Origin of the sequence: Arthrobacter sp. NA-172 (assembly GCF_043952055.1) — a bacterium.
GTDB lineage: Bacteria > Actinomycetota > Actinomycetes > Actinomycetales > Micrococcaceae > Arthrobacter.
Genome location: NZ_JBINOT010000001.1, coordinates 111458 through 135393, shown reverse-complemented (window position 1 = coordinate 135393; position 23936 = coordinate 111458). Strand labels below are relative to the sequence as shown.

Genomic DNA, 23936 nt, shown 5'->3' with positions numbered 1-23936 from the left:
AAGCCCTTTGAGCCTCATGGCCCGGCAGGACAGGGTGTAAGTCATGCGGTACAACCTCGGGCGGACGTCGCCACAGGACCGGTCGCGCCCTCTAGGACCGGAGTGAGTCATGGCCAAAGCAGTAGGAATTGATCTCGGAACAACCAACTCGGTAATCGCCGTGTGGGAAGGCGGGGAAGCCCGCGTTATACCCAACGCGGAAGGAGCCCGGACCACTCCATCAGTTGTGGCGTACACGGACAGCGGGGAACGGCTTGTGGGGCAACTGGCCCGACGGCAGGCGATTCTCAACCCCAAGGGAACCATCACGTCAGCCAAGCGGTTTATCGGGCGACACTATGACGAGATCACGGATGAGGCCAAGGCCGTGAGTTTCGACGTCGTAGCGGACGACAACGGTGTGGCGCGTTTTCAGGTTCAGGGTAAGAAAGTCGCACCCGAAGAGGTGAGTGCGCTGGTTCTCCGCAAGCTAGTGGACGACGCCGCGAAGCAGCTGGGCGAAAAAGTGACGGAGGCCGTGATTACGGTTCCCGCGTACTTTAACGACGCACAGCGCACCGCGACCAAGGACGCGGGCAAGATTGCCGGGCTGGAAGTCCTGCGCATCATCAACGAACCCACCGCAGCGGCCTTGGCCTACGGGATTGACAAGCGTGAGCATGAGACTGTGCTGGTGTTCGGCCTGGGCGGCGGAACCTTCGACGTGAGCCTGCTGGATGTCGGCGACGGGGTGGTGGAGGTCCGCTCGACCGCGGGCGACTCGCACTTGGGCGGCGACGATTTTGACCGCCGTCTTGTCGACTACCTGGCCGATGAATTTCACAAGGAGAACGGAATCGACCTCCGCAACGACCCCCAAGCGTTGCAACGCCTGTTCGAGGCGGCCGAGAAGGCCAAGGTTGAGCTCAGTTCCGTCACCCAGACGCAGGTGAATCTTCCCTTTGTTACGGCCGATGCAACGGGCCCCAAGCACCTGACCAGCAGCATCCGGCGGTCAGTCTTCGAGGACCTCACGCACGACCTCGTCGAGCGCACCATGGGGCCGGTGAAGCAGGCAATGACGGACGCCAAAGTCACCGCCAATGACATCGACGAAGTGATTCTGGTGGGCGGATCCACCCGCATTCCTGCGGTACAGACCCTCGTGCGGCGGCTGACCGGCGTTAAAGAGCCGAATATGAGCGTCAATCCGGACGAAGTGGTGGCAATCGGTGCTGCGATCCAAGCCGGCGTGCTCAAGGGCGAGGTGTCCGACGTCCTCCTGCTCGATGTCGTACCACTTTCGCTGGGTGTCGAGACCCGTGGCGGCGTCATGACCAAGATCATCGAACGCAACACGACCATCCCCGCCCGTCGGAGTGAAGTCTTCTCCACAGCGGAGGACAACCAGCCCGCCGTCGACGTGGTGGTCCTGCAGGGCGAGCGTGAACTGGCTGCGGACAACCGGGTGCTGGGACGCTTCCAACTGGGCGATATCCGTCCGGCACCACGCGGCGAGCCGCAGGTGGAGGTCACCTTCGACGTCGACGCCAACGGCATCCTGAACGTCACTGCGCGCGACAAGGACACGGGCAAGGAGCAGGGCATCACCATCAGTGAAGGCTCAAACCTTGACACCAAGGAAGTCGAACGCATGATTTCCGAGGCCGAGGCTCACAGGAACGAGGACCTGCAGAACCGCGAGCGGATCGACACGCTCAACGAAGTTGATGCCGTGGCCTACCGTGTCGAGCGGACAGTGGGCGAACTCGGGGACGCGGTCCCGGCCCATGACAGGGCCCGGGCAGAACTGCTGGTTAGCCAGGCGCGCGACGCCGTCAGCAATCAGGCGGAGGTCGCCACCGCGAGGGAACTCATCTCGGAACTTCAGCAACTGCAGGCGGCACTCACTTCACTGGCCGCCTCCTCGGCCACTGCAGGGGCAGGCCAGGGAGCCGCATCTCAGTCAGGAGCCTCCAACGCTGTAGATGACGATGACATCGTCGATGCAGAATTCGATCGTGGCTAGGAACGGCGATGAGCGACCAGGGTAGGGCCCGCTGGACAGGCCCATCCAGGAAGTGACCAGGGAGCGGCCGTCGCACCCGACGAAAAGGAAACCCAAGCGGCGGCACACGCGGACGCACTGGCCAAAATGGAGGACCAGTGGCGTCGCGCGTTGGCCGACAACGACAACCTGCGAAAGCGCGCCGTCCGGGATAGTGCGCAGCAGCGGGCCCAGGAGCGGGCTGCGGTTTCCTTGGCATGGTTACCGATCTTGGACAATCTGGAACTGGCCCTGGCCCACGCCCCGGCGGGTGCGCAGGACCCCCTCGTGGAGGGCATAGCGTCAATCCGGAAACAGGCCATAGATACCCTGGCGCGCCTGGGCTACCCCCGCATCGACGCCGAGAACGTCCCCTTCGATCCACGGATCCACGAGGTTGTCAGTGTGGTGGAAACTGACGACGTTCCCCCGGGGACCCTGGTGAGCGTCCTGCGTCCTGGCTACGGTGGCCCGGACAACACTCTCAGACCAGCCTCCGTTGTGGTGAGCCGGGCGGTGACCCCGGACCGTGGCTAAGGATCACTACTCGGTTCTCGGCGTCCAGCGCACAGCGAAGCCCGACGAAATCCAGCGCGCCTATCGAAAGCTGGCAAGAAAATACCATCCGGACGTCAACCGCGAGCCGGATGCCGCCGACAAGTTCAAGGAGATCGGAGAGGCGTATAACACCTTGTCGGATCCCGAAACCAGGGCCCGCTATGACCGCTTTGGATCCGACTTTCGACATTACGCCGGCAGCGGCGCCGGCCCGGGGGGCGGGCGTTGGAGTTCCGCCGGCCCGCGGCCCGGTCCCCGGCCGGGCGCACGCCCGGGACGCGGCGGGTATGGCAACGTCGAAGTCGATTTGGGAGGCGACGACGATTGGGAAGATCTGCTCGGTGGCTGGTTCCGGCAACAGGCAGGGGGCCAGGCCCAGGGTGCGGACCACGAAGCCGAGCTATGGCTGACCCTGGAGGAGGCTGTCCGTGGCGGAAGGCGCACCGTAAGGCTGGCTCAGCCCGACGGCGCGACCAGTAATTATGACGTCGACGTGCCCGCCGGTGTGCTGGATGGGCAGCGTATCCGCCTGGCCGGCGAAGGCGGGGCGGGCCGGGAAGGGGGCCCACAGGGCGACCTCCTACTGACCGTGCGGATCCAGCCCGACTCCAGGTACCGCCTCAAGGGCCGGGACATCTACTTCGACCTTCCGGTGACGCCCTCGGAGGCCGCACTCGGGGCCAAGATCAAGACCCAGGCTCCAGCCGGGACGGTGACAATCACCGTGCCCGGCAGCTCCTCCAGCGGCCGCAGGCTGCGGCTGCGAGGGCAGGGCATGCCAAACCCGCGGGGATTACCGGGGAACCTATATGCGGAGATCAAGATCATGGTGCCCCCGAGCCTTAGCAAAGAGGAGCGCAAACTGTACGAGAAAATCAGCAGCGTCTCCGACTTCAATCCGAGGGAGGAGCGATGAGCGAAGTGTATGCGTTGGCCTACCCGTGGCGCCTGGATCTCGAGGCGGTGGCCCGCAGCAGCGGCGTCCACCCCGACGTCGTTATGCGGTTCGTAGCTCTGGATTTGATTCGGCCACTGGGCGATGCCCCGGGCGGACCCTGGTTCAGCCCGCGCGCCCCGGAACTCATAGCGCGCGTCATGAGACTCCATTCGGAGCTGTCGCTGAACTACGCGGCAATCCCGTTGGTACTCGATCTGTTGGTGCGGGTCGACTCGCTTGAACGACGATTGGTTGAAATCACGCAGGTGGAAGGGACTGCTTCACGATGAACATGGAGAGTTTGACGCAAAAGTCGCAGGAGGCCTTGGCGGAGGCCCAGCGGATAGCCCAACGCAACGGGCACACCGAGACCGACGGCGAACACCTGTTGCTGGCCCTGCTGGAGCAAGAAAATGGCCTTGTCCCGCGCCTGCTCGTGGGCATGCAGGTAGATGTGGATGAGCTGAGGGCTGCCGTTGAAGCCGAGCTGAGGCGCAAGCCAAAGGTCACGGGCCCTGGAGCGGCACCGGGCCAGGTTTATGTGAGCCGTAGGCTGGGCGCACTCTTGGACACCGCCGAACGTGAATCCAAACGGCTGAAAGACGAGTATGTCTCGGTGGAGCACCTGCTGGTTGCCTTGGCGGAGGAAGGACGGTCCACTTCGGCCGGAAGAGTGCTGGCAGACCACCGGGTCACCCGCGAGGGATTCTTGTCGGCCCTGACCCAAGTACGCGGAAATCAGCGCGTCACCTCTGCAACACCAGAGCAGACCTACGAGGCGCTGGAGAAGTATGGCCGCGATCTAGTGGCGGACGCCCGCACCGGAAAGCTGGACCCGGTCATCGGCCGGGACGCGGAAATCCGGCGGGTCGTCCAGATACTTTCCCGAAAGACCAAGAACAATCCGGTGCTCATCGGGGAGCCTGGAGTCGGCAAGACCGCCATTGTGGAGGGACTGGCCCAGCGGATCGTCCGGCAGGATGTGCCGGAAGGGCTGAAGAACAAGACCATCTTCTCGCTTGACTTGAGCGCCCTCGTGGCCGGTGCCAAGTACCGCGGCGAGTTCGAGGAGCGGCTGAAGGCGGTGCTGGCCGAGGTTCTGGCGGCAGAAGGCAGGATCCTGCTCTTCGTCGACGAGCTGCACACTGTCGTCGGGGCAGGCGCGTCAGAGGGGTCGATGGACGCCGGAAACATGCTGAAGCCAATGCTGGCCCGCGGGGAGCTGCACATGATCGGGGCGACCACTCTCGACGAATACCGTAAACACATCGAGTCGGACGCCGCCCTGGAACGCCGCTTCCAGCCGGTCCTGGTTGAGGAACCCGACGTAGAGGACGCCATATCCATCCTCCGCGGGCTGCGGGAACGGCTGGAGGTGTTCCACGGCGTGCGGATCCAGGATAGCGCCCTGGTGGCCGCAGCCACCCTGTCCCACCGGTATATCACTGACCGGTTCCTTCCGGACAAGGCCATTGACCTTGTGGATGAGGCGTGCGCCCGGCTGCGGACGGAAATTGATTCGATGCCGGCGGAACTGGATGAACTCACCCGAAAGGTCACGCGGCTCGAAATAGAAGAGGCGGCACTCTCCAAGGAGACCGATCCCGCCAGCAAGACCCGGCTCGAGGAGCTGAAGCGTGAATTAGCGGACCTGCGCGGCGAGGCAGACGCGAAGAGGGCCCAATGGGAAGCCGAGCGCCAGGCTATCCACAAGCTGCAGGATATCCGCAGTGAACTGGAGCGGGTGCGGCAGGAGGCTGAGGAAGCCGAGCGGAACTACGACCTCAACCGGGCGGCGGAGCTACGCTACGGCAAACTTGCCGACCTCGAACGGCGGCTGGCCGCCGAGGAGGAACGGCTGACCGCTAAACAGGGTGAAAAACGCTTGCTTCGCGAGGTGGTAACAGAAGACGAGATCGCCGACATCGTCGCGGCCTGGACAGGCATACCAGTTGCAAGGCTGAAGCAGGGCGAACGTGAAAAAGTCCTGCACTTGGATGAAATTCTGCGCGCCCGCGTTGTGGGGCAGGAAGAAGCGATTAGCGCGGTGTCAGACGCCATCATCCGCGCCCGCTCCGGTATCCGGGATCCCCGCCGGCCCATCGGGTCCTTCATCTTCCTCGGTCCGACCGGCGTCGGGAAAACCGAGCTTGCAAAGGCTCTCGCCGCGGCGCTCTTCGACAGCGAGAACGCAATGATCCGGCTGGACATGAGTGAGTTACCAGGAGCGCCACACCGTGAGCCGCCTGCTGGGGGCGCCTCCTGGCTACATCGGTTACGACGAAGGCGGTCAGCTCACGGAAGCGGTGCGCAGGAAGCCTTATTCGGTGGTGCTGTTCGATGAGGTGGAAAAGGCCCATCCAGATATTTTCAACACCTTCCTTCAGGTGCTCGACGACGGACGGATTACAGACTCGCAGGGCCGGACCGTCGATTTCCGCAACACCGTCATCATCATGACCTCCAATATCGGCTCCCAGTATCTTCTGGAGGGTTCAGCCGAAGGCGGGGCGATCACCGAGGAGGCGCGCGGCATGGTGATGGGTGAACTCCGGGCGCATTTCCGCCCGGAGTTCCTGAACCGCGTGGACGATACGGTCCTGTTCGCGCCCTGGGACTGCCGCAAATCGAACGCATCGTTGATCTACAGTTCCAGCAGCTGCGGCAGCGGCTGGCCGACCAGCAGATAGAGCTGCACCTGACTGAGGAGGCGCGCCTTCTGATAGCCGAACGCGGGTTCGATCCGATCTACGGAGCCCGGCCCCTGCGCCGCTATATTTCCCATGTAGTGGAAACGCAGGTGGGCCGCGCCTTGCTGCGTGGCAGCATCGCCGAGGGCGGAGTGGTCACGGTGACCGCGGCAGGAGGGGAACTAGTGGTTGACTACAGCACGATGGAGCTGGAGGGGGCCGGAACGGCATGAAGAAGGCCATCATCAAATGTCCCCATTGCGGCAAATCCAACCGCGTTCCGGTCGCCGCCGACGGCCGGCCACGCTGCGGGAGTTGCCACCGGGAGCTTCCCTGGGTGGTTGAAGCGGGCGACGACGACTTCGGCGAGGTCGCCGAACGGTCCGGCGTTCCCGTACTGGTGGACTTTTGGGCGGTGTGGTGCGGACCTTGCCGGATGGTGAGCCCCGTGCTGGACCAGTTGGCGCACGAACGCGCCGGGCAGGTCAAACTTGTGAAGGTCGACGTGGACCACTCGCCGCAGCTTTCCGCCAGATTCGGCATTCAGGCAGTGCCAACGTTGATGGTGATCGTCGACGGCAAGATCGTCGCAAGGCAGGCCGGCGCAGCTCCCGCGCCGGTGCTGAGGTCCTGGTTGGAGGGTGCACTGACGAAGTAGCTCAAGAACAGCGGACGACGGCGGGTTGTAGCAGCCTGCTGTCAGCGCGGATCTGATTTCGTTCCTTGGCTGCCTCAGGCATGGCAACCGGCTCCGGCGACTCGAAGCCGGACCTTCAGTGGACGAGACCCGCGACGAGATTGATCGCCGTGGATAGCACGATGGCTCCCAGCACGTAGGACAGCAGGGACTGGCGCAGTGCGGCATACCGTATGGAGTCCGTGGTCAGGTTAGTGTCGGAGACCTGAAATGTCATGCCGATGGTGAAGGCCAGGTACGCGAAGTCGGCGTACCTGGGCGGACTTTCCTTGTTGAAGTCCACACCATCATTTGCCCGGTAGTAAAGGGTGGCGTAGCGGAGCGTGAAAAGGGTGTGGGCCAGGAAGCCAGAGAGGGCGACGCTGCCCAGGGCAACGCCAATGATGAGCGCTTTCGTTCCCCCCGCCGCGGAACCTGCATCCAGCAGGATGAGTGCGACGCCGCCGAAGCTGCCCATCGTGGCCGCCAGGACGAGAATGTCGGAGGCGAACCGGCCGGGATCCTCGCGGAGTGCGTGGGCAGAGGTCTCCGACGCATCAAGGCGCCCAATCACGGACCACACCCCAACCAGGTGAGATCAGCGACGCGGCCGCCCACCCGATCGCCGGGGCGTAGGCCCAGGAGCCCAGAATCCCCACGGCAACGGCCACGGCCAGCCCTCCGGCTGCCATGATCACCAGCCGAACCCGGGTGCTGGTGACGGGGGAGCTGAACCTATGGGTGCTCACGACCTGTGCGTCTCCGAATCCCTCAGGCAGACTCGATAACCCTTCTCATGCCTCCACTATCGCGCAATTCACTCAGCGGTGCTTGGAAAGACCAGGGATTTTCTGGACAGGACTCCCCCGTCGTAACAGGCAGCAGGGACGTTAGCTCAGCCGGCCCAGCCTTAGGAGTGTCTGCGGGGTGTGCCAGAGGACATTTTTCATCCATTGGCTTCCGAGTCCCCAGCCTTCGAGCACCTGAATCTGGTGGCTGTAGGAGTAAGGAATCGAAGGGAAATCCGTGCCGAAGACGACTTTGTGCGACAGTCCGGCAAGGGTGTCCTGGTATCCGGGCGGAATCGGGGCGACCTGTTCCATGTAGGAGGTGCCGACCATGGTGGTGTCGAGGTAGACGTGAGGATTGTTTGCTGCGAGCTCGGCGTACTCCTGGTACTCCGGCAGGCCTGCGTGCGCGATGATGAGCACCAACGAGGGGTACCTTTTGATGAGTTCGCGGATGGGTTCGGATCCGGTGAACTCTCCGGGGTGCGGACCATTGCCGCAGTGGATAACGACCGGTGTACCGGAGTCCTCGATGAGCTCCCAAGCAGGTGCAAGCTGAGGGTCCAAAGGTGAGAATCCTCCGACCTGAATGTGTACCTTGAAAATTCGAGCGCCTTGTTGCAAGCTGTGCGCGACGATGGCTTCCACACCCGGCTCTGGGTAGAAAGTGGCAGAGTGGATGGCGTCAGCATGGGTCGAGGCGAATGCTGTTGAGTAGTCGTTGAGCCACTGCGCCATGCCGGGGCGGTGCGCATAGTTCAGCGTGGTGAATGCCTTCACTCCCATGTCTCGCAGCGTGCGCACCCGCTCCTCTTCCGAGTCCCGGTAGCTGATGGGCCAAGGCGGCGCCCCGCTGTCCGCAACGCGGTCAAAGAACGCCCACACCTTCTCCAGCACTTGGAAAGGCATGAAATGCACGTGCAGATCAATAATCCCCGGCAAGCCCAGCGAGTCGAGGTACGGGCGTACCTCGGCGTCTGAACGCGGTACAGGTGCTATGGCCAAGACGAACCTCCTACGTTCCACATCTCATCAGCACGTATTTACAGCCCGATCAACTTTCTGAGTTCAGCTGCTCTAATTCGTAGTACTTCCGGGTTCTCCTGCACATCTCTAAGAGAGCTACCGGTGAACTCTCTGACAGCGCGCCGCATGGCCGGCAGGCTTGTGAATCCGCTGGCGTTCGCTATGTCCGCCAGGGAGCGTTTCCACGGGTTTGCGTTGGTGAGGAGCTCGAGGGCCTCCAGCGTCCTCAGCGCGCGGATGTATCCGTTGACTTGGAACTCCTCTTCTTCGAAGAGGTAGTAAAGGGCACGGCGTGAAAGAAACGAGTAGGCCACAACCTCGTCCACGCCAAGGGTCGGGTTCCGGTAGTTCTTGCGTATGAACTTCTTGATCGCCACGAGGCGGGCCAGTTTCAGGTCACCGGGTTCGGCGGGGGCTTCGAGCAGCGAGCTGACCAGGGCCGTCATCATGGACCGGAAGACCGGCTGGAGCCGCGCCGCCTCCTGGCCTATTCCTGTCCGCTGCCAGCCGGACAGCGCCGGAAGAATCAACCCGCGCACCAGAGGGTTTTCCCTGATGTCGGCCAATCCCTGCAACCGTTTCACTGTCCTATCGTCCAGACCCAGCAGGCACCGATCCAGTTGGAGCCGCACCGCGCTTAACCCGGCCGGCGCATGGAAGTTGCCGGCGGAAGAAAGATCAAGAAACCGGACGGTGCCAGCAGAAATTTCTTCGGAACATCCCGAGAAACTGAACTCAGGACACGAACTTCGGAAATACACCAGCCAGTCCCCGGCAGACGTATCGCCGTTCCAGTAGCAAGTAACGGGTTCATTCGTGACGTCGACAAGGCTGAACCCAGGACCGTCCAGGCTTAAAGCGGTCGGATTGAAACTCGGCCGTACTAGTTTCTCGATCTTTTCCAACCGTACGGGAGTGTCGATGGCGCTGCCGTACCAGGTACGCCAGTGTTCGAATTTTTCCTCGGGGCTCAGCCCGGGGGGAACACTGTAGCGTGTGGTCTGGTCATGCCGTAACGCATCCGGAGCGTCGCCGCTGGCGGGAAGCGAGAATTCCATGGGATTTGAGACCTTTCGGCCGGATGTAAAGCGATTCAATGTGCCGTATATATACGCGACAAAAAGAGTCATCTAAATTATACGGAACATAGTCTAAGTGCTCGACACAGAGAGCCCTTGCTTCCTGGAGCCATACAGCTTGGAAGGCGAACCGTAGCGGAGTCTGCGCAAGCGTAGCCGGAAGGTACGTCATCACGCCGTCTTCCAGGATCTAGGTGCCCTGGACGTTGGCCCGGCCATCGCCGGGCGACCAGTTATGCCACTGGGCCCAGTCTTCGGCCCGGATGGAGGGCCTGCCGAGGAGATAGCCTTGGCCAACGTTCATGCCGAGCTCGGTGACTGTGCTGAGTTCTGTGTCCGTCTCGATTCCTTCGGCGATCAAGGTGGCGCCGATTCCTGTTGCAAAACTGACCATGGCCATGCCCAGGGCCCTCTGGCCGGGCTCGGCGTCGATACCGGCGATGATGGTCCGGTCAAGTTTGATCAGCTCGGGCCTGAGTTGAAGGATGTGGCGCATGGAGGCAAAGCCGGCGCCCGCATCGTCGACGGCGACGCGCAGCCCGGAGTGTCGAAGGCGCGCCAGCGCTGCGGCGAGTGGTTCGTAGTCAGCGACAGCCGAGCGTTCGGTCACCTCCACCACAACGCGTCCTGCAGGCACGCCGCAGCGGCGCAGGATCTCGCCTAGCCGGGAGTCGAGGCACGCAGCGGGTGAAAGGTTGACGGCGATGTAAAGTTCGGCCGGGAGCTGGGCCGCGGCGAGGAGCGCAGTTTCCATCGCCAGGAACTCGAGATCTGGCCCACGCCCGACGGAGGCCGCGTCGGCGAACCACGTCTCCGGCGATCTTACGGGTGAAGTGACAAAACGCGCGAGGGCTTCGGCCCCTATGACGGCGCCCGTGCCGAGGCAACGGATCGGCTGGAACGCCGTCGTCAAGGTCCGCTCGGTGAGTACACCTTCGACGCGGGCCCTGACTTCATCAGCGGCAACGATGCGTGCGGCGCGGCCTGTTCCCACGAAGCCCGACTCTTGACCGGCATCGTCGAGCCGGGGCCGTCCGGATACTTCAACCGCGACCCGGCTGCCATCCCGGTGACGGGCCGGGACCACGAACCCTGCCTGCCCCGCCTCCGGGCCGCGCTTCCGTGCATCTGTCAGATCATTCACGTCGACCACCAGGCTCCAGGGACGGCCAAGCAGCTCGGACGGTTCGTAGCCGAACAGCTCACGGCTCGCCGGGCTGGAGAACGTGAAGCGGCCGTTGGCTCCTACGGCCCACAGCCATTCACGGGTTGCGCTTAGGACCGTATCCATGAGCTGGGCGGCATCGGAGGCCCGCGCCCGTTCATCACGTTGTTGCCTCAGAAGACGCCAAGCAGCGTGCAGGACCACGGGAACCAGCAGTACTGCCCCAAGAGCGGGGACAACTACCGGTCCGTCGAAGGCCGCCCACGGCTCATGGCCGAACACCAAAGGCAGCCGAATGGACAGAGCGAACGCAGCATCGGCGCACACGACAACGAGCAGCCACAAACCGGCCGGAGAGAACAGACCGCGTTTGACGCCATCCGCTGAAGCCCGGGGTACCCTCTTCGGACGCCCGCGGGCAGACTTTTCCCCTGAGCCGTTTAACTTCCGCATCAACGCACCGTCCGGGCCCGCTCCGCGGCCGACTGATGACCACATGTCAGCGCTCCTTCCGAAGTTGATTCCTGATTCGGACAAAGAGTCTCGTACTGGGGCGCTGCCGGCCTCCCGGGCACCATGCCCCGCGTCACTTCCGTGCTCCAGGCGCCTGCTGGCACCACCGTCCGGCCGATTCCATTGTTATCCTCTGCGACCGCCAGTTCTCGGTGAAGACAGACGTCAAGCGTGCTCGCGTTCGTGGGTGATTCCGTATGGCACATCTGAGCTGACAGCCACGGTGAAGCAAGCGGGCCCATGCCGAGTGACGAGGACACCGTGCGTGCCCTCTCCAATGGCGTCTTGTTGGGCTAATTCGACGGCCGCGTTCAGGTCCGCGTTTACGATACGTACCTGGTCTCCCGTGACGCGATAAGTACGCCCGGTCTCGGTCGTCGTGATCACTCTGCCATTCCTACTCTCTGTGGTTCTTGGGATCCGGTCGACGTACTGCTCTCTCGACTGGATCCGGCACCCAAGTTGGGCTTCAACAAATCTGCATGGCTTCGAGGGTCTCTCCACAGCCAGGACAGTGCTGCCCGCCTGCGGCCGATGAGACCAAACGATCGGTGTGGGTCGAGCCTGCATTCAGAGCACCTATAGATCGGATTCCGAGTGAACCCGAGGAAGTGCAACGATTCCGAATTCCATCTCTCGGAGGCTCTGAAGTTCAGCTTCGTAGCAAATCCTACGGCCGGCTACATTCGGTGAAGCGGCCGAGAGATCCATTCCGTGCAGACTTAGGCGATAAGTTGACCAATTCGTGCATAAAGGAGCGAATTGAGCGGGACTGATCAGCCAAAACCGAATCCTGAGCTTGAATAGTGGGACGAACGCCAGACCTACCCCGACCGGCTCTTCGGCACCTAAACATGAAAGATTGGAACTGAAGTGGTACTCGTTGCGATTTGCTCTTCCGGGGATTGCAGGCCAGACCGCGCCCCTCTGCTGAGCGGGCGGCTCAGGTGAATACTGATGTCGCCCCAGCAGTCCCGGCCTTGAGCGGAACGCAAAAAGTTGCTGTGGTTCTCATGCAGATGAGTCCCACCAGCGCCGCTTCCCTGTTTGCACAGTTTTCCGAATCCGAGGCCGAGGAAATCGCCGCAGAAATCGTGCGGCTCCGCAGAGTCTCTTCCTCCGTGGCGAGCACAGTGATCGACGAGTTCCATGAACATGTCGCCAGCGGCCGACGCACGGCACGAGGTGGACGCGACTTCGCTGCCGGGCTCCTGGAAGCATCCTTCGGCGCCGACAAGGCCGCAGGCCTAATGGACCGTCTTGCCTCGACCATGGCAGGGAAATCGTTCGACTTCCTCGAACCCATGTCCCCGGAACAAATATTGGCGTTGGTTGACGGGGAGCTAGCGCAAACCATGGCATTGATCCTCGCGCACCTGCGGCCCAGCAAGGCCTCTGCCGTCCTGGCCGGCCTAGACGACAGGCAAGCCAGCGAAGTGGCGCACTGCATCGCCACGATGGGGCCCGTGGCACCCGAAGTCGTGTCCATCGTAGCCGAAGTCCTCAAACAGCGCGCCGGTTCGGTGGTGACACCAGGGAAGTCCACCGAAAATGTCGGCGGCATTCAACCACTTGTCGACATCATCACCCGCTCCGATACCCGGACCGAGCGCACGGTCCTAGACGGGCTGGACATCCTTGATTCCGACCTCGCCAGCGAGGTCCGCGCCCAAATGCTGACATTCAAGGACATCGTCAGGCTTGAACGGCGCGATCTCCAGCAGATCCTGCGCAGCGTCAGCCCGGAGTTGCTGGCGACCGCCCTCAAAGGTGCCGCGGCCGTCGTCCTTGAAGCCGTCCGAAACAATATCTCCGATCGGAATAGAGAAATCCTGGAATTCGAAATGTCCAATTCCGGGCCCGTGCGAGCCTCGCAAGTCGAAGAGGCCCGGGCACAGATCGTGCGCTCCATTCGCCAGGAAACCTCGAACGGAACCATGGTCATACGACGCGCAGACGACGAGGACTACATCGACTAACTCCACCGGCATATTCCTAAGCTCTGTGATCAGCGGTGCCGTGCCGGCCCCTTCCTTAGATCAGGGCGGATTCGGAGACGAGCTGCGCACGGCCTTCTTCGAGCCGGTACGCGACCCCGATCACGGCGGTGGAGGAATCATTCACGGCGGCGGAGATGACCTGTGAGCTCTCCAGAAGCCGCGCGACGGTCTGCTTGGCGTGTTCGACGACCATGTCGTTAAGCTCGGTCTTGTCCTCGCGCAGGGAAGCCAGCACCGACGGGGTGATGCGTTCGACCAGGGTCGCGGATGAAGCGAGGAGGCATCTGTCCGGTTTCCACCGCATTTTTGGTGGCGGTGACGGCGCCGCAGTTGTCGTGGCCCAAGACGACGATCAGCGGTACGTGGAGGACTGAGACACTGTACTCGAGAGAGCCCAGGACGGCGTCATCGAGCACATGCCCGGCAGTTCGGACGACGAAGGCGTCTCCGAGGCCGAGGTCGAAGATGATCTCGGCGGCCAAACGGGAGTCCGAACATCCGAAGATGACTGCGAAGGGGTTTTGGGTGTTCACCAATTCGCTGCGGCGCGACGCACCTTGGTTCGGGTGAAGTGCGCCTCCGGAGACGAAACGCGCATTGCCTTCAAGCAGGCGATGCCATGCTTCGGACGGGCTGATCGTATTAGTCACCCTACTTACTTTACTGCGCCGCCCACGCCTGCATGGACTGGCTCGGCGGCCGGAAACCCAGAGAACCATCAATCCGGCTCATGATCGGGGGCTGGCCCCGTAGAGCGGATGCGATCCAGCACCGCGCTGGTTGAATGGTCCGGGACATAATCCAAAATTGCCACGGTACCGCCGTAGCGCTCTACTGCCTCGGTTTCAGCGAGCATTTCCGGAGCGTAGTCACCGCCCTTGGCATATACATCGGGTTCCAGAAGCTCGATCAGCGGAATGGGGGTGGGGGTGTCGAAAACAGTCACTTGGTCCACGCAGCTAAGCGCCGCGATCACGGCCGCCCGGTCCGTCTGGTTGTTCACCGGCCGGTCCCGTCCCTTGAGTTGGCGTACTGAGGAATCGCTGTTCAGCGCCACGATCAGCACGTCGCCCAGTTGCTTTGCCCTGGTTGAGGTAACGGGTGTGGCCTCGGTGCAGGACGTCGAAGCAGCCGTTCGTCAGGACGATCCTCCGGCCTTCCTTCCGGTACTCTTCCACCTGTTTGGCCAGTTCGTCGGCGGTCAGGGCCGTGTCCGCGAACGCGCCGAGGTGCCGCGACAGTTCCACGGTGGTGCACACGGAGGTTCCGGGCCGGTGGACCACGACGTCGGCCGCCGCCTGTGCGAGGTCCACACTGGTCGTCAGCGGCAAGCCTGCAGCACGCGCCAGCGTAAGTGCCGCGACAAAGGTATCGCCAGCGCCTGAAGCCTGCTTCTCCTTTTCGGGCGTGGCCCACGTGCGGTGGGCGGGGCTGCCCGGACCAAGCGTCAGGGTTCCCTCCCGGTCGAGGGTCACGACGACGGCGGCCGCACCGGAGGCGCGAAGAAGCTGTTCCGCGTGTGCCTCTACGAACGGGCTTCGGGCCGCGCCGCCGGGCAGCTCGGTCCCGAGCATGCCTGCTGCTTCTTTGGCGTTCGGCGTCGCGAGGTCAGGACCGAGTTCGGCCCAGGTTTCCGGGTGATGGGCATCGACCACGACCAGGAGATCCCGCGTCGCGAGCGAACTCGGCTGCCGGCCAAGGGCTTCGAAAATGCTGGACCGCACCGGTCCGGACAACGTCCCGATCCCGTAGTCGCACAGAACCACGGCATGTGATCCCTTAAGTGCGCCCGGGATCGCGTCCGCGAGCTCCTGCAGACCGGCGGCGGGAATCGGGGGATCCGCTTCGTCCAGCCGGAGCATGATCTGGCCCGCACTACTCACCCGGATTTTGGTGGGAGTGGCCATCCCCGAATCGGACACCACGTTCTCCACATCCACCCGGGCGGACGCGAGCCGGCCAAGGAGCTCCCGCCCGGCGGTGTCTTCTCCGACGAGGGAGACGAACCGGACGCGGGCGCCGAGCGCAACCAGGTTCATGGCTGTATTCGCTGCACCGCCGGGAGCGAAATCGCGGCGCTGTACTTGCACCACGGGGGCCGGGGCTTCACGGCAAAGCCGCTCGATCAGCCCATCCCACCAACCATCCAGGATCGCGTCGCCGATGACTGTCACGAGGGGCTGTTCCTCGGCCAAGCGGCGCGGCAGCCATTCGGCAAGGCCTTCTTGGTTGGCGAGGCTTTCTTGATTGGCCAGGCCTTCTTGATTGGAGAGGCGTGCCATGGGGTACCTTCCGCTCGGGGTGGCAATGTTCCTGTCCCCCTCAGGTACCCCGCAACCGGCGCTTCACACGCCAGGTAAGGGACTTTCCACCCCATTGACGAAGGGAAAAGCTCATGGAATTTCCTCCACATTCCGCGGTGGGCCCCGTGTTGCAGAGGTTCCCCGATCTGGAACGGATCGCGGTCCTTCGGGGTGGCGGCCTGGGCGACCTCATCTCCACGTACCCGGCGCTCAGTACGCTGAAAGCGAGCTACCCCGCCGCGGGCATCACGATTCTCGGAACGCCAATTCACGCGGCCTTGGCTGCCGCCACGGAGGGGCCCGTGGACCATGTCGAGATCCTTCCCTTCGCCAGGGGCGTCCACGACAGGAAAACCCGAATAGTCGGCGGCGACGGAGGCCATCATGGTGTTGACGAAAAAGAAGACGAGGCAGCACAGCAGGCCTTCTTTGAGGCCATGCGGGCGCGGAAGTTCGACCTCGCACTCCAAATGCACGGTGGCGGACGCTACTCGAATCCGTTCCTGTTGCGCTTGGGCGCGAAACACAGCGCCGGAACACGCACCAAGGATGCCGATCCGCTCGAGCGGAACCTCGACTACATCTACTACCAAAACGAGTCCGATCGCTGGCTCGAGGTAGCAGGCCTTGCCGGAGCACCGCCCGTCGACCCGCCCCGTCTGCGTCCTCGCGCCGAATACAAGGACAATATCGCCGGGCTCCTGGACCCCCGCCGTGGTTCACTGGTGGCACTCCATCCGGGGGCCACCGATCCTCGAAGGCGCTGGCCGGCGTCGTACTTTGCCGAAGCCGCGGCGGCGGTCGCCCGCGAAGGTGCCCAGGTCCTGGTGGTCGGCGACCGTTCCGATAAGGCCCTGGCCCAGTACATAGCGGAACTGGCCTCGGACCGACTCCCCGCAGGACGGCAGGAGTCCATCCGTTCAGTGGCCGGGAAACTCGAGGTGGGAGACTTGGCGGCCGCTCTGGACGCAGCCTCCGTCACCTTGGCAAGTGACAGCGGTCCACGGCACTTGGCGCAGGCGCTCTGGACACCCACCGTGGGAATCTTCTGGGTGGGCAACGCCCTCAATGCCGGGCCACGCGGCCGGAGCCTGCATCGGATCCATATGTCGTGGATGACGAGGTGCCCGCGGTGCGGGGCGGACGTGACCCAGGTGGGCTGGACGGCACCGCACTGCGGCCACGACGACACCCTCATCGAAGGCATCGCCGTGGCCGACGTTGTTCAGGACGTTCTGGACCTCACGGCCACGAGCCTTCTTCTGCGGGGCAGATGAGGAGTTCGCGGACCTCGCTGCCGAATGGCTGGGAGAGCGCAAAGACAACGGCCTGGGCAACGTTGGCAGGATCGTTGAGCTTGGAATCGTCCTGCGGCTTGTACTGTTCGTCGCGGTCATCAAAGAAGTGGGTCTTCATGCCGCCGGGGATGATGGTTGTGACCCCGATGACTCCCCCGGTCTCCGCGGCCAGTGCACGGCTGAAGCCGATGACGCCGAACTTCGAAGCACAGTAGGCGGTCGCATCGGGCAACGCCCTCAGTCCCAGGGTCGATGCGATGGTGATGGCGCGTCCCCGGGATTCCTTCAAGTAGGGCAGTGCCGCGCGGACGACGGAGACGGTGCCCAGCAGGTTCACCCCGATCACCTTCTCCCATTCCGCGGCTGGCACGTCGCCCAGCTTCCCGCACCTGTCGATACCGGCCGCCGTCACCACGCCGTCCAGACCGCCGAGGCTTTCGGCAGCCTCCTTCACGGCTGCTTCCACCGATTCCCGCTTGGAGACGTCCACCTCGAGGGCTTTGGCGCCCGAGACATTGCTGATATCGCGGTCGAAGACGAAGGGTGTCCCTCCTGCCTCGCGGATGGCCTCGACAATAGCGGCGCCAAGGCCGGAGCCGCCTCCGGTAACGATGACGCGGCCGGGTGTGTTCGTGTTCATGTGGTTCCTTTCGTTGGTCGAACAGGTGGTTTTCAGCCGACCTTGGCCAAGGCGTCGGCCAGCCCGGTGGTTGAACGGGCCGGCTGGAAGGGCACTGTGACGCATCGTCCTCCCCACCCGGCAACAAGGCGGGCTTCCGGCAATTCCTCAGCCTGGTAGTCGCCTCCCTTGACCCAGAGGTCGGGCCTGATGCGGTTCAAGTACGCCTCCGGTGTGTCCTCGTCGAAGACCACCACGGCGTCGACACACGTCAGCGCCAGCAATAGCTCCGCCCGGTCCTCCACGCCAATGATCGGGCGGTGGGGGCCCTTGAGCCGGCGGACGGATTGGTCGGAGTTCAAGCACACAATGAGGCAATCGCCCATGGCTCTGGCCGCAGCCAACGTGCGGGCATGACCGGCATGGAGCAGGTCGAAGCAGCCTCCGGTCGCGACGACGGTACCGCCGTTCGCGCGCACGGTCCTGGCGAGTTGAACACCATCAGATGGCAGGCCTCGTCCTTGGAGGCCCGGTGTGTGGAGGCCCGGTGTGTGGAGACCCGGAAGTCCGACGACGGCACCCTCCTCGGTCGACCGGCGCGCCATTCCGGACGGCCCATGGCTGGTTTACGCGAGGATCCAAGGCAACGGACGCTACTCCCCCGTCGGCAAGGAACGCGGATGCATCCTCCACGGCGCGGGCTGCAGCGGTCGGGAGATCCAGCCCGAGCGCCAAGGACACGGCAAGGCTCCCGGCCAACCTGTCACCGGCACCACAAGGATCGTCGACGGCGGTTTGGGGAGCGGGGATGTCCGTGCCGGAACTGCCCCCGTCGAACAGCACAGCACCGTCCGCCCCGCGTGTGACAAGTACAGCGTTGCTGCCCCAACGTTCCCGCAACCGGCGGACGGCATCGAAAGAACCGGCATCGAAGGAACCGGCATCGAAAGAATCGGAGCCGGCCGGTCCCATGCCGGCCGCCTTGGCTGCGGCCGTGGCTTCGGCGAGGTTCGGTGTCACGACCGCGACGCCCCGCACGGGTTCGGAACCGGCAGGATGCGGATCCCACACCACAGGAACGCGACGAGCGGCATCGGCGAGCGCAGACCTGATGTGGTGGTCGGAGGTGATCCCGCGCCCATAGTCGGCCACGACGATCGCCTCCGCGGCAGCGATCGCACCGAGCATCTCCCGCGTGCTTTCCGGGGAAGGCGCCGGAGCGCAACCCTCATCGAACCGGACCACGGGGTGCGATCCACTGCGGACCCGGGTTTTCGTGGGTGTCGCCGGGAGCGGGTCTCCCGCGAGCACGGTGACCCCTGCGAGTACGCGCGTGAGGTGGCTTGCGCCGTCGTCGTCCGATACCGCGGTGACCAGCGTTACGTCATGGCCTTCGCGCGCAAGGAGGATAGCCACGAGTCCGGCGCCACCTGCCCGACGGCGGATGTCGGCGACGTCCACCACGGGCACCGGCGCGTCCGGGCTGAGCCGTGTGGCGGAGCCGTTGATGTCCACGTCAAGGAGGAGATCACCCACCACGGTCACCTTCATGGCGTTCCGCCATGAAGGGTGAAGGGCTGCGGGTTGCGCGGCTTGGCTACTTCGGCGTCGAACGCCCGGCATACGGCGTGGACGGCGATGAGGTGGCCTTCCTGGGCGTTGGCGGCGATGGCGTCCACGAGGACAGCCTGATCACACGCGTCGGCGAGGGGATTGGGCCCGGGACCGGTCAGGGCCCACGTGGTGATCCCGCGCTCGCGGGCTGCCCGGACCGCGTTGAGAAGATTGGGGCTGCGTCCGCTTGTCGAGAGCAGGATGAGGACATCGCCGGACCGCCCGTGTGCCCGGACCTGCCGGGCGAAGACTTCCTCGTAGCCGTAGTCGTTGGAAAGAGCGGTAACCGTGGAGGTCTCGGCATGGAGGGAGATTGCTGAAAAGGGTGCCCTTTCGGCGTCGAACCTTCCCACCAATTCAGCGCTGAGGTGCTGGGCCTCTGCCGCCGATCCGCCGTTGCCGGCCACCAGCAAACGTTGTCCGGACAGGAGCCGGTTGGCCAGTTCGGTTCCCCATGCGCCCAGGCGGCCTGCCTGCGAGCGCAGCGACTCAAGGGCAGGCAGCACATTGTCCAGATGGGCGGCGACCTCGGAGCCGCCAGGGCGCACCCGGGTGGTCCGGCAGGGCAGTCCAGTCCGGCGGCACCGTTGCCGGGACGGCCCGCGTCTTCTTCAGGGCCTTGGCGAGTGAAGTGGAGACAGTCGATTCGGTGGTCACAGCGCCGTTCCTTCCAAAGATTCAGCGCCTTCGCCGACTGTCCGGGACAGCTCGGCGGCGAGGACGGATCGGTAGGCTTTCTCGGTGTCTGCGGCTATCCGGTCCCACGAGTAGCGCGAGCGCGCGCGGCGGGTTCCAGCGCGGCCCATCTCGGCACGTAAAGCGGGGTCGGAGAGGAGGCGGGCCACCGCCTCGGCGATCGCTTCCGGGTCCCGAGGCGGCACGTGCAGGCCGGTCTTCTGGTCGACGACGGTCTCCCGGAGTCCGCCGACGGCCGCCGCAACCACGGGCACCGCGCACGCCATGGCCTCGAGCGGCACGATGCCGAAGGGTTCATACCACGGTGTGCACACGACTGCATCGGCACTTCGGAAGATGCCGGGCATGGCATCGCGAGGACCTGGCCCAGCATGGTCACCTTGTCCTCGACGCCCAGTTCCTTGGTGAGTGCCCGGAGCCTCCGGGCTTCCGGGTCCTCCTCGAGCGTCAATGCATCTCCGGAGCCACCGACGATCAACAGTTCGACGTCGTCGAATCCTGACTGGGCGAGGATCGGCAACGCCTGGATCACGAGGTCCACCCCCTTGCGCGGCGCCAGGCGCCCGACGCTCAGTATGCGGTGGGTGCGGGGCTTGGTTTCGGCGTCGGCGGTTCCGGGAAAAAGCGTCAGGTCCACTCCGCACGGCGCGATGGACACCTTGGAGGGGTCGATGCCAAGGGCCTTGAGTTCGAACACTTCGTCCGGGCAGGTGGCTATGACCCAGTCGGCGGTGCGTCCGACCCACGGTTCCAGCCATGCCCTGGCCGGTGGACTGGTGTCTGCGGAGCCTTGGTGCCTGCGCTTGACCGAGCCGAGTGCATGGAAGGTCTGCACGACGGGGACTGGATCCGCGGCGCAGGCCCTGCGCGCGGCTTGGATAGCCGCCAGTCCGGACATCCAGAAATGCGCATGGGCCAGGGTCCGGGACCTCCCGGACCAGTCCTGGCAGATACCGTCGGCAAGTTCACCCATAAACGGCAGAAGCTCGTCCTTGGGGATATGGCGGGCCGGACCGGCGTCGACATGGACCACGGCCAGTCCGGGAGCGACCTGAACCCTGCGAGCGAGATCGGGGGCATCGCGCCGGGTATAGACCGTCACCCGGTGTCCACGCGCGGCCAGGCTGGCGGAGAGGGCGGCCACATGGACGTTTTGTCCTCCGGCGTCCACGCCTCCCAAGGCGGCCAGCGGGCTGGCATGTTCGGAAACCATGGAGATCTTCATAGGGATGTCCTCTCTGTGTCATGGTTGACGGAGGCCCGACCCTGACGAGTCGGGCGCGCCGTGGGGAGGTCGGCCAGGAGTTCATCCCAGGCCCGAAGGAACTTTGCGAGTCCATAGCGCTCCAAGGCCGCCTCGCGGGCGATCATCCCCATGGCGAAGGCACCGTCGGGATCATCAAGGAGCCTTCGCGCGAGGCGTTGGAGCTCGTCGACGTCGTTGGAGACAAGTCCCGCGCCGCGCGGAACGGCGCGGGATGCCTCAGTGGTCGCGAGGGCCAGCACCGGCATCCCGAGGTGCATGGCTTCGAGCAGCGAGAGTCCCAAGGACGTCCAGCGAAGAGGATGCAAATAGAGGCGGCAGCGGGCGAGTTCCTGATGGAGCTGCGGCGCGGAAACGTCCCCGGCGATGCTGAGCCGCGCTTCGCCCAGACCGGAGCACTCCAGCTTCAGCGCTTCCGGCAATGCCTCCGTTCCCATGCCGAACACCCGCAGTGGTCCCACATGGGCAAATCCCGCGAGGAGGTCGGTTCCGGTCACGCGACCTCGCCGGACCGGTTCGTTGACCACCACACCCATCTCCGGCTGTTCCCCTGTGTAAAGGCGTCCGGGGTCCGGGACCCCATGCTCGATCACCACTGTCGGGGCCGAGCCGGAGTCCCAGAACAACTGGTTGAAATGCGTTACGTGGACCACTGGGATGGTGCGTTGATCCGCCATGGGATGGACTGTGAACGGGACGTCGCCCTTGGGAGTGTTGTGCTCGAGGTAGACAGCGGGCAGGTCCACGCCCGGCCGCCGTCCGAGCGACCGTGCAACCGCCTTTATTTCCTCCGGGCGTTGCAGGACGACGGCGTCCACGCTGTCCGGATCGATCGTGTCGAGGTCGACGTCCTGGGCGGCGGCAGGCCACGGGCGGCCGCCGCGCCCCAAACCCCAAGGACCGCCGTCGGGCAGTGCTGGAAGCAGGTACTCATGTCGGCCCCGGATGAACGCCTCCATCCACCCGCCGTGGACATGCCACACCAGGATCCTCATGGTTTCCACACCTTTCGCCGCGTGGCCAAGGACGAGACGCCTCCCAGCAGTCGTTCGACGGCCTCCAGGACCTGCTCGGGGGTAACTGAGCTGAGGCATGGATGGCCCGGGACAGGGCAGTTGCGCGCCCGGGTGTTCCGGCACGCGGCTTCCTGGTCGCCCAGCAACTCCAACGGCACACCGTACGGAGCCCAACGGATCGCTGGAATCACGGGAGCGAAAAGGCACACCACCGGCGTCCCGACCGCTGCGGCCAAGTGGGCAGGTCCCGTATTGCCGGTCACCACCACGGCGGCTCCTTTGAGTACGGCTGTTAGGGTCCGGAGGTCCGTCTTGCCGCCAAGATTCCTGGCGGAGGGCCCGGCCACTGTCGCCGTAAGGGACATTTCGCCGCTGCCACCCGTAACCACCACGCGGTGCCCGTAGGCTTCGAGGAGTTCCACCGCCGCTGCGTGATGGAGTGCCGGCCATGCCCTTGCAGGAGCGGCCGCGCCCGGGTGCACCACGATGTACTGCCCGTTCTTGGACAGTTCGTCCACCAGCTCGCCGGGGTCCCCCGGGGCATTGATGTGGAGCCTGCCGTCATCGCCTTGGGGCAGCTCATACCCCGCAGCCTGCGCGATGCCCAAGGCGCGAACCACTTCCGGCTGGTCCTCGGGGAAGTCCTCTCCGGGCTTGAGGCGGACATCCAGGAGGGAGCCCGCGTAGTCAGTGGAGGCACCCGTGATCCGCTGTACACCTGCTGCGCGCAACAGGAGAAGCCAGGGGAAGCGGGGACTGATGGAAGGACGTGAGGATGACGGCTTCCTCTATCCGCGAATTGCGGACAAAGCCGATCAGGCCAGTGCTGAGCTCCTCCGTTGCCGCGGGAGCTGGGTTGATGATCCATGGGCACGGCCACGTATGGAGCTCCGTCACGCCGGGGAGCATCTCCCCGGCACCGGCGCCCTCAGGGCCGCAGAGCAGGACAACTTCATTGGGACGGCTGCCGTCCCGCCTGCTTCCATTCGCCACCGCTCGCAGTGCAGGCCCCGAAAGGAGGACGTCACCCATGCTGTCCAGTCGGGCCACGAGGACGCGGCTCATTCCAGCGGACCTTGCCCGCGGAGGTGTCCCTGATCCGGCATCCGGGTGGTCGCTGCCCCGAGTAACAAGTCAACCGCGTGCCACAGGTCCTTTGCCACGAGATCCGCGGCACCGATTTCCTCGCGCCTGGTCACTGGCGTCGGCACGAGGACGGCGCGCGCACCGGCTGCCCTCGCCGCGCCCATGTCCGCTCCAATGTCGCCGACCATCGCGGCTTCGGAAGGCTCGATGCCCAACTTCCGGCACGCGCTGAGGATCATTCCCGGGCAGGGTTTGCGGCATGCGCAACCGTCCTCCGGTCCATGCGGACACATTTCCCACACATCGAACAGACCCAGGAGCTGCTCCACGCGCTCATTGACCGAAAGCACCTGGTCGAGGGTCAGCAGCCCGCGCGCCACACCCGACTGGTTACTCACCACGCCCGTAGCGAGTCCGGCCGCACGAACACGATCCACCGCTGAACGCGAACCGTCCATGGGCTGCACCAGCTGCGGATCGCCGTTGTATGGCACGTCGACCACCAGCGTTCCGTCGCGGTCAAAAAGGACCGCTTTCAACGTTCCGGTTCCTCCCATACCCGCAACGTTCCCGGTTTTTCCG

16 protein-coding genes and 7 pseudogenes are annotated in these 23936 nt (G+C 64.3%); 8 read left to right on the top strand and 15 right to left on the bottom strand.

Annotation, left to right across the window (positions count from 1 at the left end; translation table 11 throughout):
- Window positions 1-109: 109 nt before the first annotated feature.
- From dnaK to trxA, 6 genes and pseudogenes are all read left to right on the top strand, one after another.
- Complete coding sequence (gene dnaK / locus ACF0H6_RS00655) at window positions 110-2008, top strand: molecular chaperone DnaK (protein ID WP_395248040.1); 1899 nt, start codon at window positions 110-112, stop codon at window positions 2006-2008.
- Window positions 2009-2101: 93 nt separating this feature from the next.
- Window positions 2102-2563 (top strand): annotated as a pseudogene (locus ACF0H6_RS00650) (nucleotide exchange factor GrpE); the annotation flags it as partial.
- The gene (locus tag ACF0H6_RS00645; RefSeq protein ID WP_395248039.1) at window positions 2556-3500 is read left to right on the top strand and encodes a DnaJ C-terminal domain-containing protein; all 945 of its coding nucleotides are present in this window, start codon (window positions 2556-2558) and stop codon (window positions 3498-3500) included. The pseudogene ACF0H6_RS00650 and the gene ACF0H6_RS00645, both read left to right, overlap by 8 nt.
- Window positions 3497-3811 carry a chaperone modulator CbpM gene (locus ACF0H6_RS00640; RefSeq protein WP_395248038.1) on the top strand — a complete coding sequence of 105 codons (315 nt, stop codon included), beginning with the start codon at window positions 3497-3499 and terminating at the stop codon, window positions 3809-3811. Before ACF0H6_RS00645 ends, ACF0H6_RS00640 begins: the two co-directional genes overlap by 4 nt.
- A pseudogene (gene clpB, locus ACF0H6_RS00635) lies at window positions 3808-6444 on the top strand (ATP-dependent chaperone ClpB). Before ACF0H6_RS00640 ends, clpB begins: the two are co-directional and overlap by 4 nt.
- Entirely contained in the window at window positions 6441-6869 is a 429-nt protein-coding gene (gene trxA / locus ACF0H6_RS00630) for a thioredoxin (RefSeq protein WP_395248037.1), read from the top strand. Before clpB ends, trxA begins: the two are co-directional and overlap by 4 nt.
- Before the next feature lie 115 nt (window positions 6870-6984).
- Here the strand turns inward: trxA and ACF0H6_RS00625 are convergent, their stop codons facing one another.
- The 6 genes from ACF0H6_RS00625 to ACF0H6_RS00600 all read right to left on the bottom strand — a co-directional run bounded on the left by ACF0H6_RS00625 (window position 6985) and on the right by ACF0H6_RS00600 (window position 11845).
- Window positions 6985-7461, bottom strand: coding sequence for a DUF1345 domain-containing protein (locus ACF0H6_RS00625; RefSeq protein ID WP_395248036.1), 477 nt, complete (start codon window positions 7459-7461; stop codon window positions 6985-6987).
- Window positions 7445-7636, bottom strand: a complete 192-nt coding sequence (locus tag ACF0H6_RS00620) for a hypothetical protein (protein WP_395248035.1) — start codon at window positions 7634-7636, stop codon at window positions 7445-7447. Before ACF0H6_RS00620 ends, ACF0H6_RS00625 begins: the two co-directional genes overlap by 17 nt.
- Window positions 7637-7777: 141 nt before the next feature.
- The gene (locus ACF0H6_RS00615; RefSeq protein ID WP_395248034.1) at window positions 7778-8680 is read right to left on the bottom strand and encodes an amidohydrolase family protein; all 903 of its coding nucleotides are present in this window, start codon (window positions 8678-8680) and stop codon (window positions 7778-7780) included.
- Window positions 8681-8718: 38 nt separating this feature from the next.
- Complete coding sequence (locus ACF0H6_RS00610; RefSeq protein ID WP_395248033.1) at window positions 8719-9606, bottom strand: helix-turn-helix domain-containing protein; 888 nt, start codon at window positions 9604-9606, stop codon at window positions 8719-8721.
- Window positions 9607-9970: 364 nt separating this feature from the next.
- A complete protein-coding gene (locus ACF0H6_RS00605) occupies window positions 9971-11443 on the bottom strand; it encodes an EAL domain-containing protein (protein ID WP_395248032.1) in 1473 nt (490 codons plus the stop codon).
- Window positions 11444-11623: 180 nt separating this feature from the next.
- Window positions 11624-11845, bottom strand: coding sequence for a hypothetical protein (locus ACF0H6_RS00600; RefSeq protein ID WP_395248031.1), 222 nt, complete (start codon window positions 11843-11845; stop codon window positions 11624-11626).
- 560 nt (window positions 11846-12405) lie between these two features.
- On the opposite strand from ACF0H6_RS00600, the gene fliG reads away from it, so the two are divergent.
- Window positions 12406-13437: a flagellar motor switch protein FliG gene (gene fliG / locus ACF0H6_RS00595; protein ID WP_395248030.1), complete on the top strand. Its 1032-nt coding sequence runs from the start codon at window positions 12406-12408 to the stop codon at window positions 13435-13437.
- A gap of 55 nt (window positions 13438-13492) precedes the next feature.
- Here the strand turns inward: fliG and ACF0H6_RS00590 are convergent.
- Window positions 13493-14108: pseudogene (locus ACF0H6_RS00590) on the bottom strand (carbonic anhydrase).
- A 68-nt stretch (window positions 14109-14176) separates the two neighbouring features.
- A pseudogene (gene rfaE2, locus ACF0H6_RS00585) lies at window positions 14177-15740 on the bottom strand (D-glycero-beta-D-manno-heptose 1-phosphate adenylyltransferase).
- Window positions 15741-15853: 113 nt separating this feature from the next.
- On the opposite strand from rfaE2 (ACF0H6_RS00585), the gene ACF0H6_RS00580 reads away from it, so the two are divergent.
- Window positions 15854-17038, top strand: a complete 1185-nt coding sequence (locus ACF0H6_RS00580) for a glycosyltransferase family 9 protein (RefSeq protein WP_395248029.1) — start codon at window positions 15854-15856, stop codon at window positions 17036-17038.
- Here the strand turns inward: ACF0H6_RS00580 and ACF0H6_RS00575 are convergent.
- The 7 genes and pseudogenes from ACF0H6_RS00575 to ACF0H6_RS00545 all read right to left on the bottom strand — a co-directional run bounded on the left by ACF0H6_RS00575 (window position 17004) and on the right by ACF0H6_RS00545 (window position 23911).
- Complete coding sequence (locus ACF0H6_RS00575; RefSeq protein WP_395248028.1) at window positions 17004-17699, bottom strand: SDR family oxidoreductase; 696 nt, start codon at window positions 17697-17699, stop codon at window positions 17004-17006. The two genes, ACF0H6_RS00580 and ACF0H6_RS00575, sit on opposite strands and share 35 nt — an antisense overlap.
- Before the next feature lie 32 nt (window positions 17700-17731).
- Window positions 17732-19229: pseudogene (gene rfaE2, locus ACF0H6_RS00570) on the bottom strand (D-glycero-beta-D-manno-heptose 1-phosphate adenylyltransferase).
- Window positions 19226-19840 carry an SIS domain-containing protein gene (locus tag ACF0H6_RS00565; RefSeq protein WP_395248027.1) on the bottom strand — a complete coding sequence of 205 codons (615 nt, stop codon included), beginning with the start codon at window positions 19838-19840 and terminating at the stop codon, window positions 19226-19228. Before ACF0H6_RS00565 ends, rfaE2 (ACF0H6_RS00570) begins: the two are co-directional and overlap by 4 nt.
- Window positions 19841-19945: 105 nt before the next feature.
- Window positions 19946-21213: pseudogene (locus ACF0H6_RS00560) on the bottom strand (glycosyltransferase).
- The gene (locus ACF0H6_RS00555) at window positions 21210-22247 is read right to left on the bottom strand and encodes a glycosyltransferase (protein ID WP_395248026.1); all 1038 of its coding nucleotides are present in this window, start codon (window positions 22245-22247) and stop codon (window positions 21210-21212) included. The pseudogene ACF0H6_RS00560 and the gene ACF0H6_RS00555 overlap by 4 nt, the downstream one beginning before the upstream one ends.
- A pseudogene (locus ACF0H6_RS00550) lies at window positions 22244-23333 on the bottom strand (glycosyltransferase family 9 protein). The gene ACF0H6_RS00555 and the pseudogene ACF0H6_RS00550 overlap by 4 nt, the downstream one beginning before the upstream one ends.
- Window positions 23330-23911 carry a D-glycero-alpha-D-manno-heptose-1,7-bisphosphate 7-phosphatase gene (locus ACF0H6_RS00545; protein ID WP_395248025.1) on the bottom strand — a complete coding sequence of 194 codons (582 nt, stop codon included), beginning with the start codon at window positions 23909-23911 and terminating at the stop codon, window positions 23330-23332. Before ACF0H6_RS00545 ends, ACF0H6_RS00550 begins: the two are co-directional and overlap by 4 nt.
- Between the last annotated feature and the right edge of the window lie 25 nt (window positions 23912-23936).

Bases quoted from the DNA above. Each gene is read 5' to 3' on its own strand.
- dnaK (WP_395248040.1), top strand. From the start codon at position 110: ATGGCCAAAGCAGTAGGAATTGATCTCGGAACAACCAACTCGGTAATC.
- ACF0H6_RS00640 (WP_395248038.1), top strand. From the start codon at position 3,497: ATGAGCGAAGTGTATGCGTTGGCCTACCCGTGGCGCCTGGATCTCGAG.
- trxA (WP_395248037.1), top strand. From the start codon at position 6,441: ATGAAGAAGGCCATCATCAAATGTCCCCATTGCGGCAAATCCAACCGC.
- ACF0H6_RS00605 (WP_395248032.1), bottom strand. From the start codon at position 11,443: ATGTGGTCATCAGTCGGCCGCGGAGCGGGCCCGGACGGTGCGTTGATG.
- ACF0H6_RS00580 (WP_395248029.1), top strand. From the start codon at position 15,854: ATGGAATTTCCTCCACATTCCGCGGTGGGCCCCGTGTTGCAGAGGTTC.
- ACF0H6_RS00575 (WP_395248028.1), bottom strand. From the start codon at position 17,699: ATGAACACGAACACACCCGGCCGCGTCATCGTTACCGGAGGCGGCTCC.
- ACF0H6_RS00555 (WP_395248026.1), bottom strand. From the start codon at position 22,247: ATGAGGATCCTGGTGTGGCATGTCCACGGCGGGTGGATGGAGGCGTTC.
- ACF0H6_RS00545 (WP_395248025.1), bottom strand. From the start codon at position 23,911: ATGGGAGGAACCGGAACGTTGAAAGCGGTCCTTTTTGACCGCGACGGA.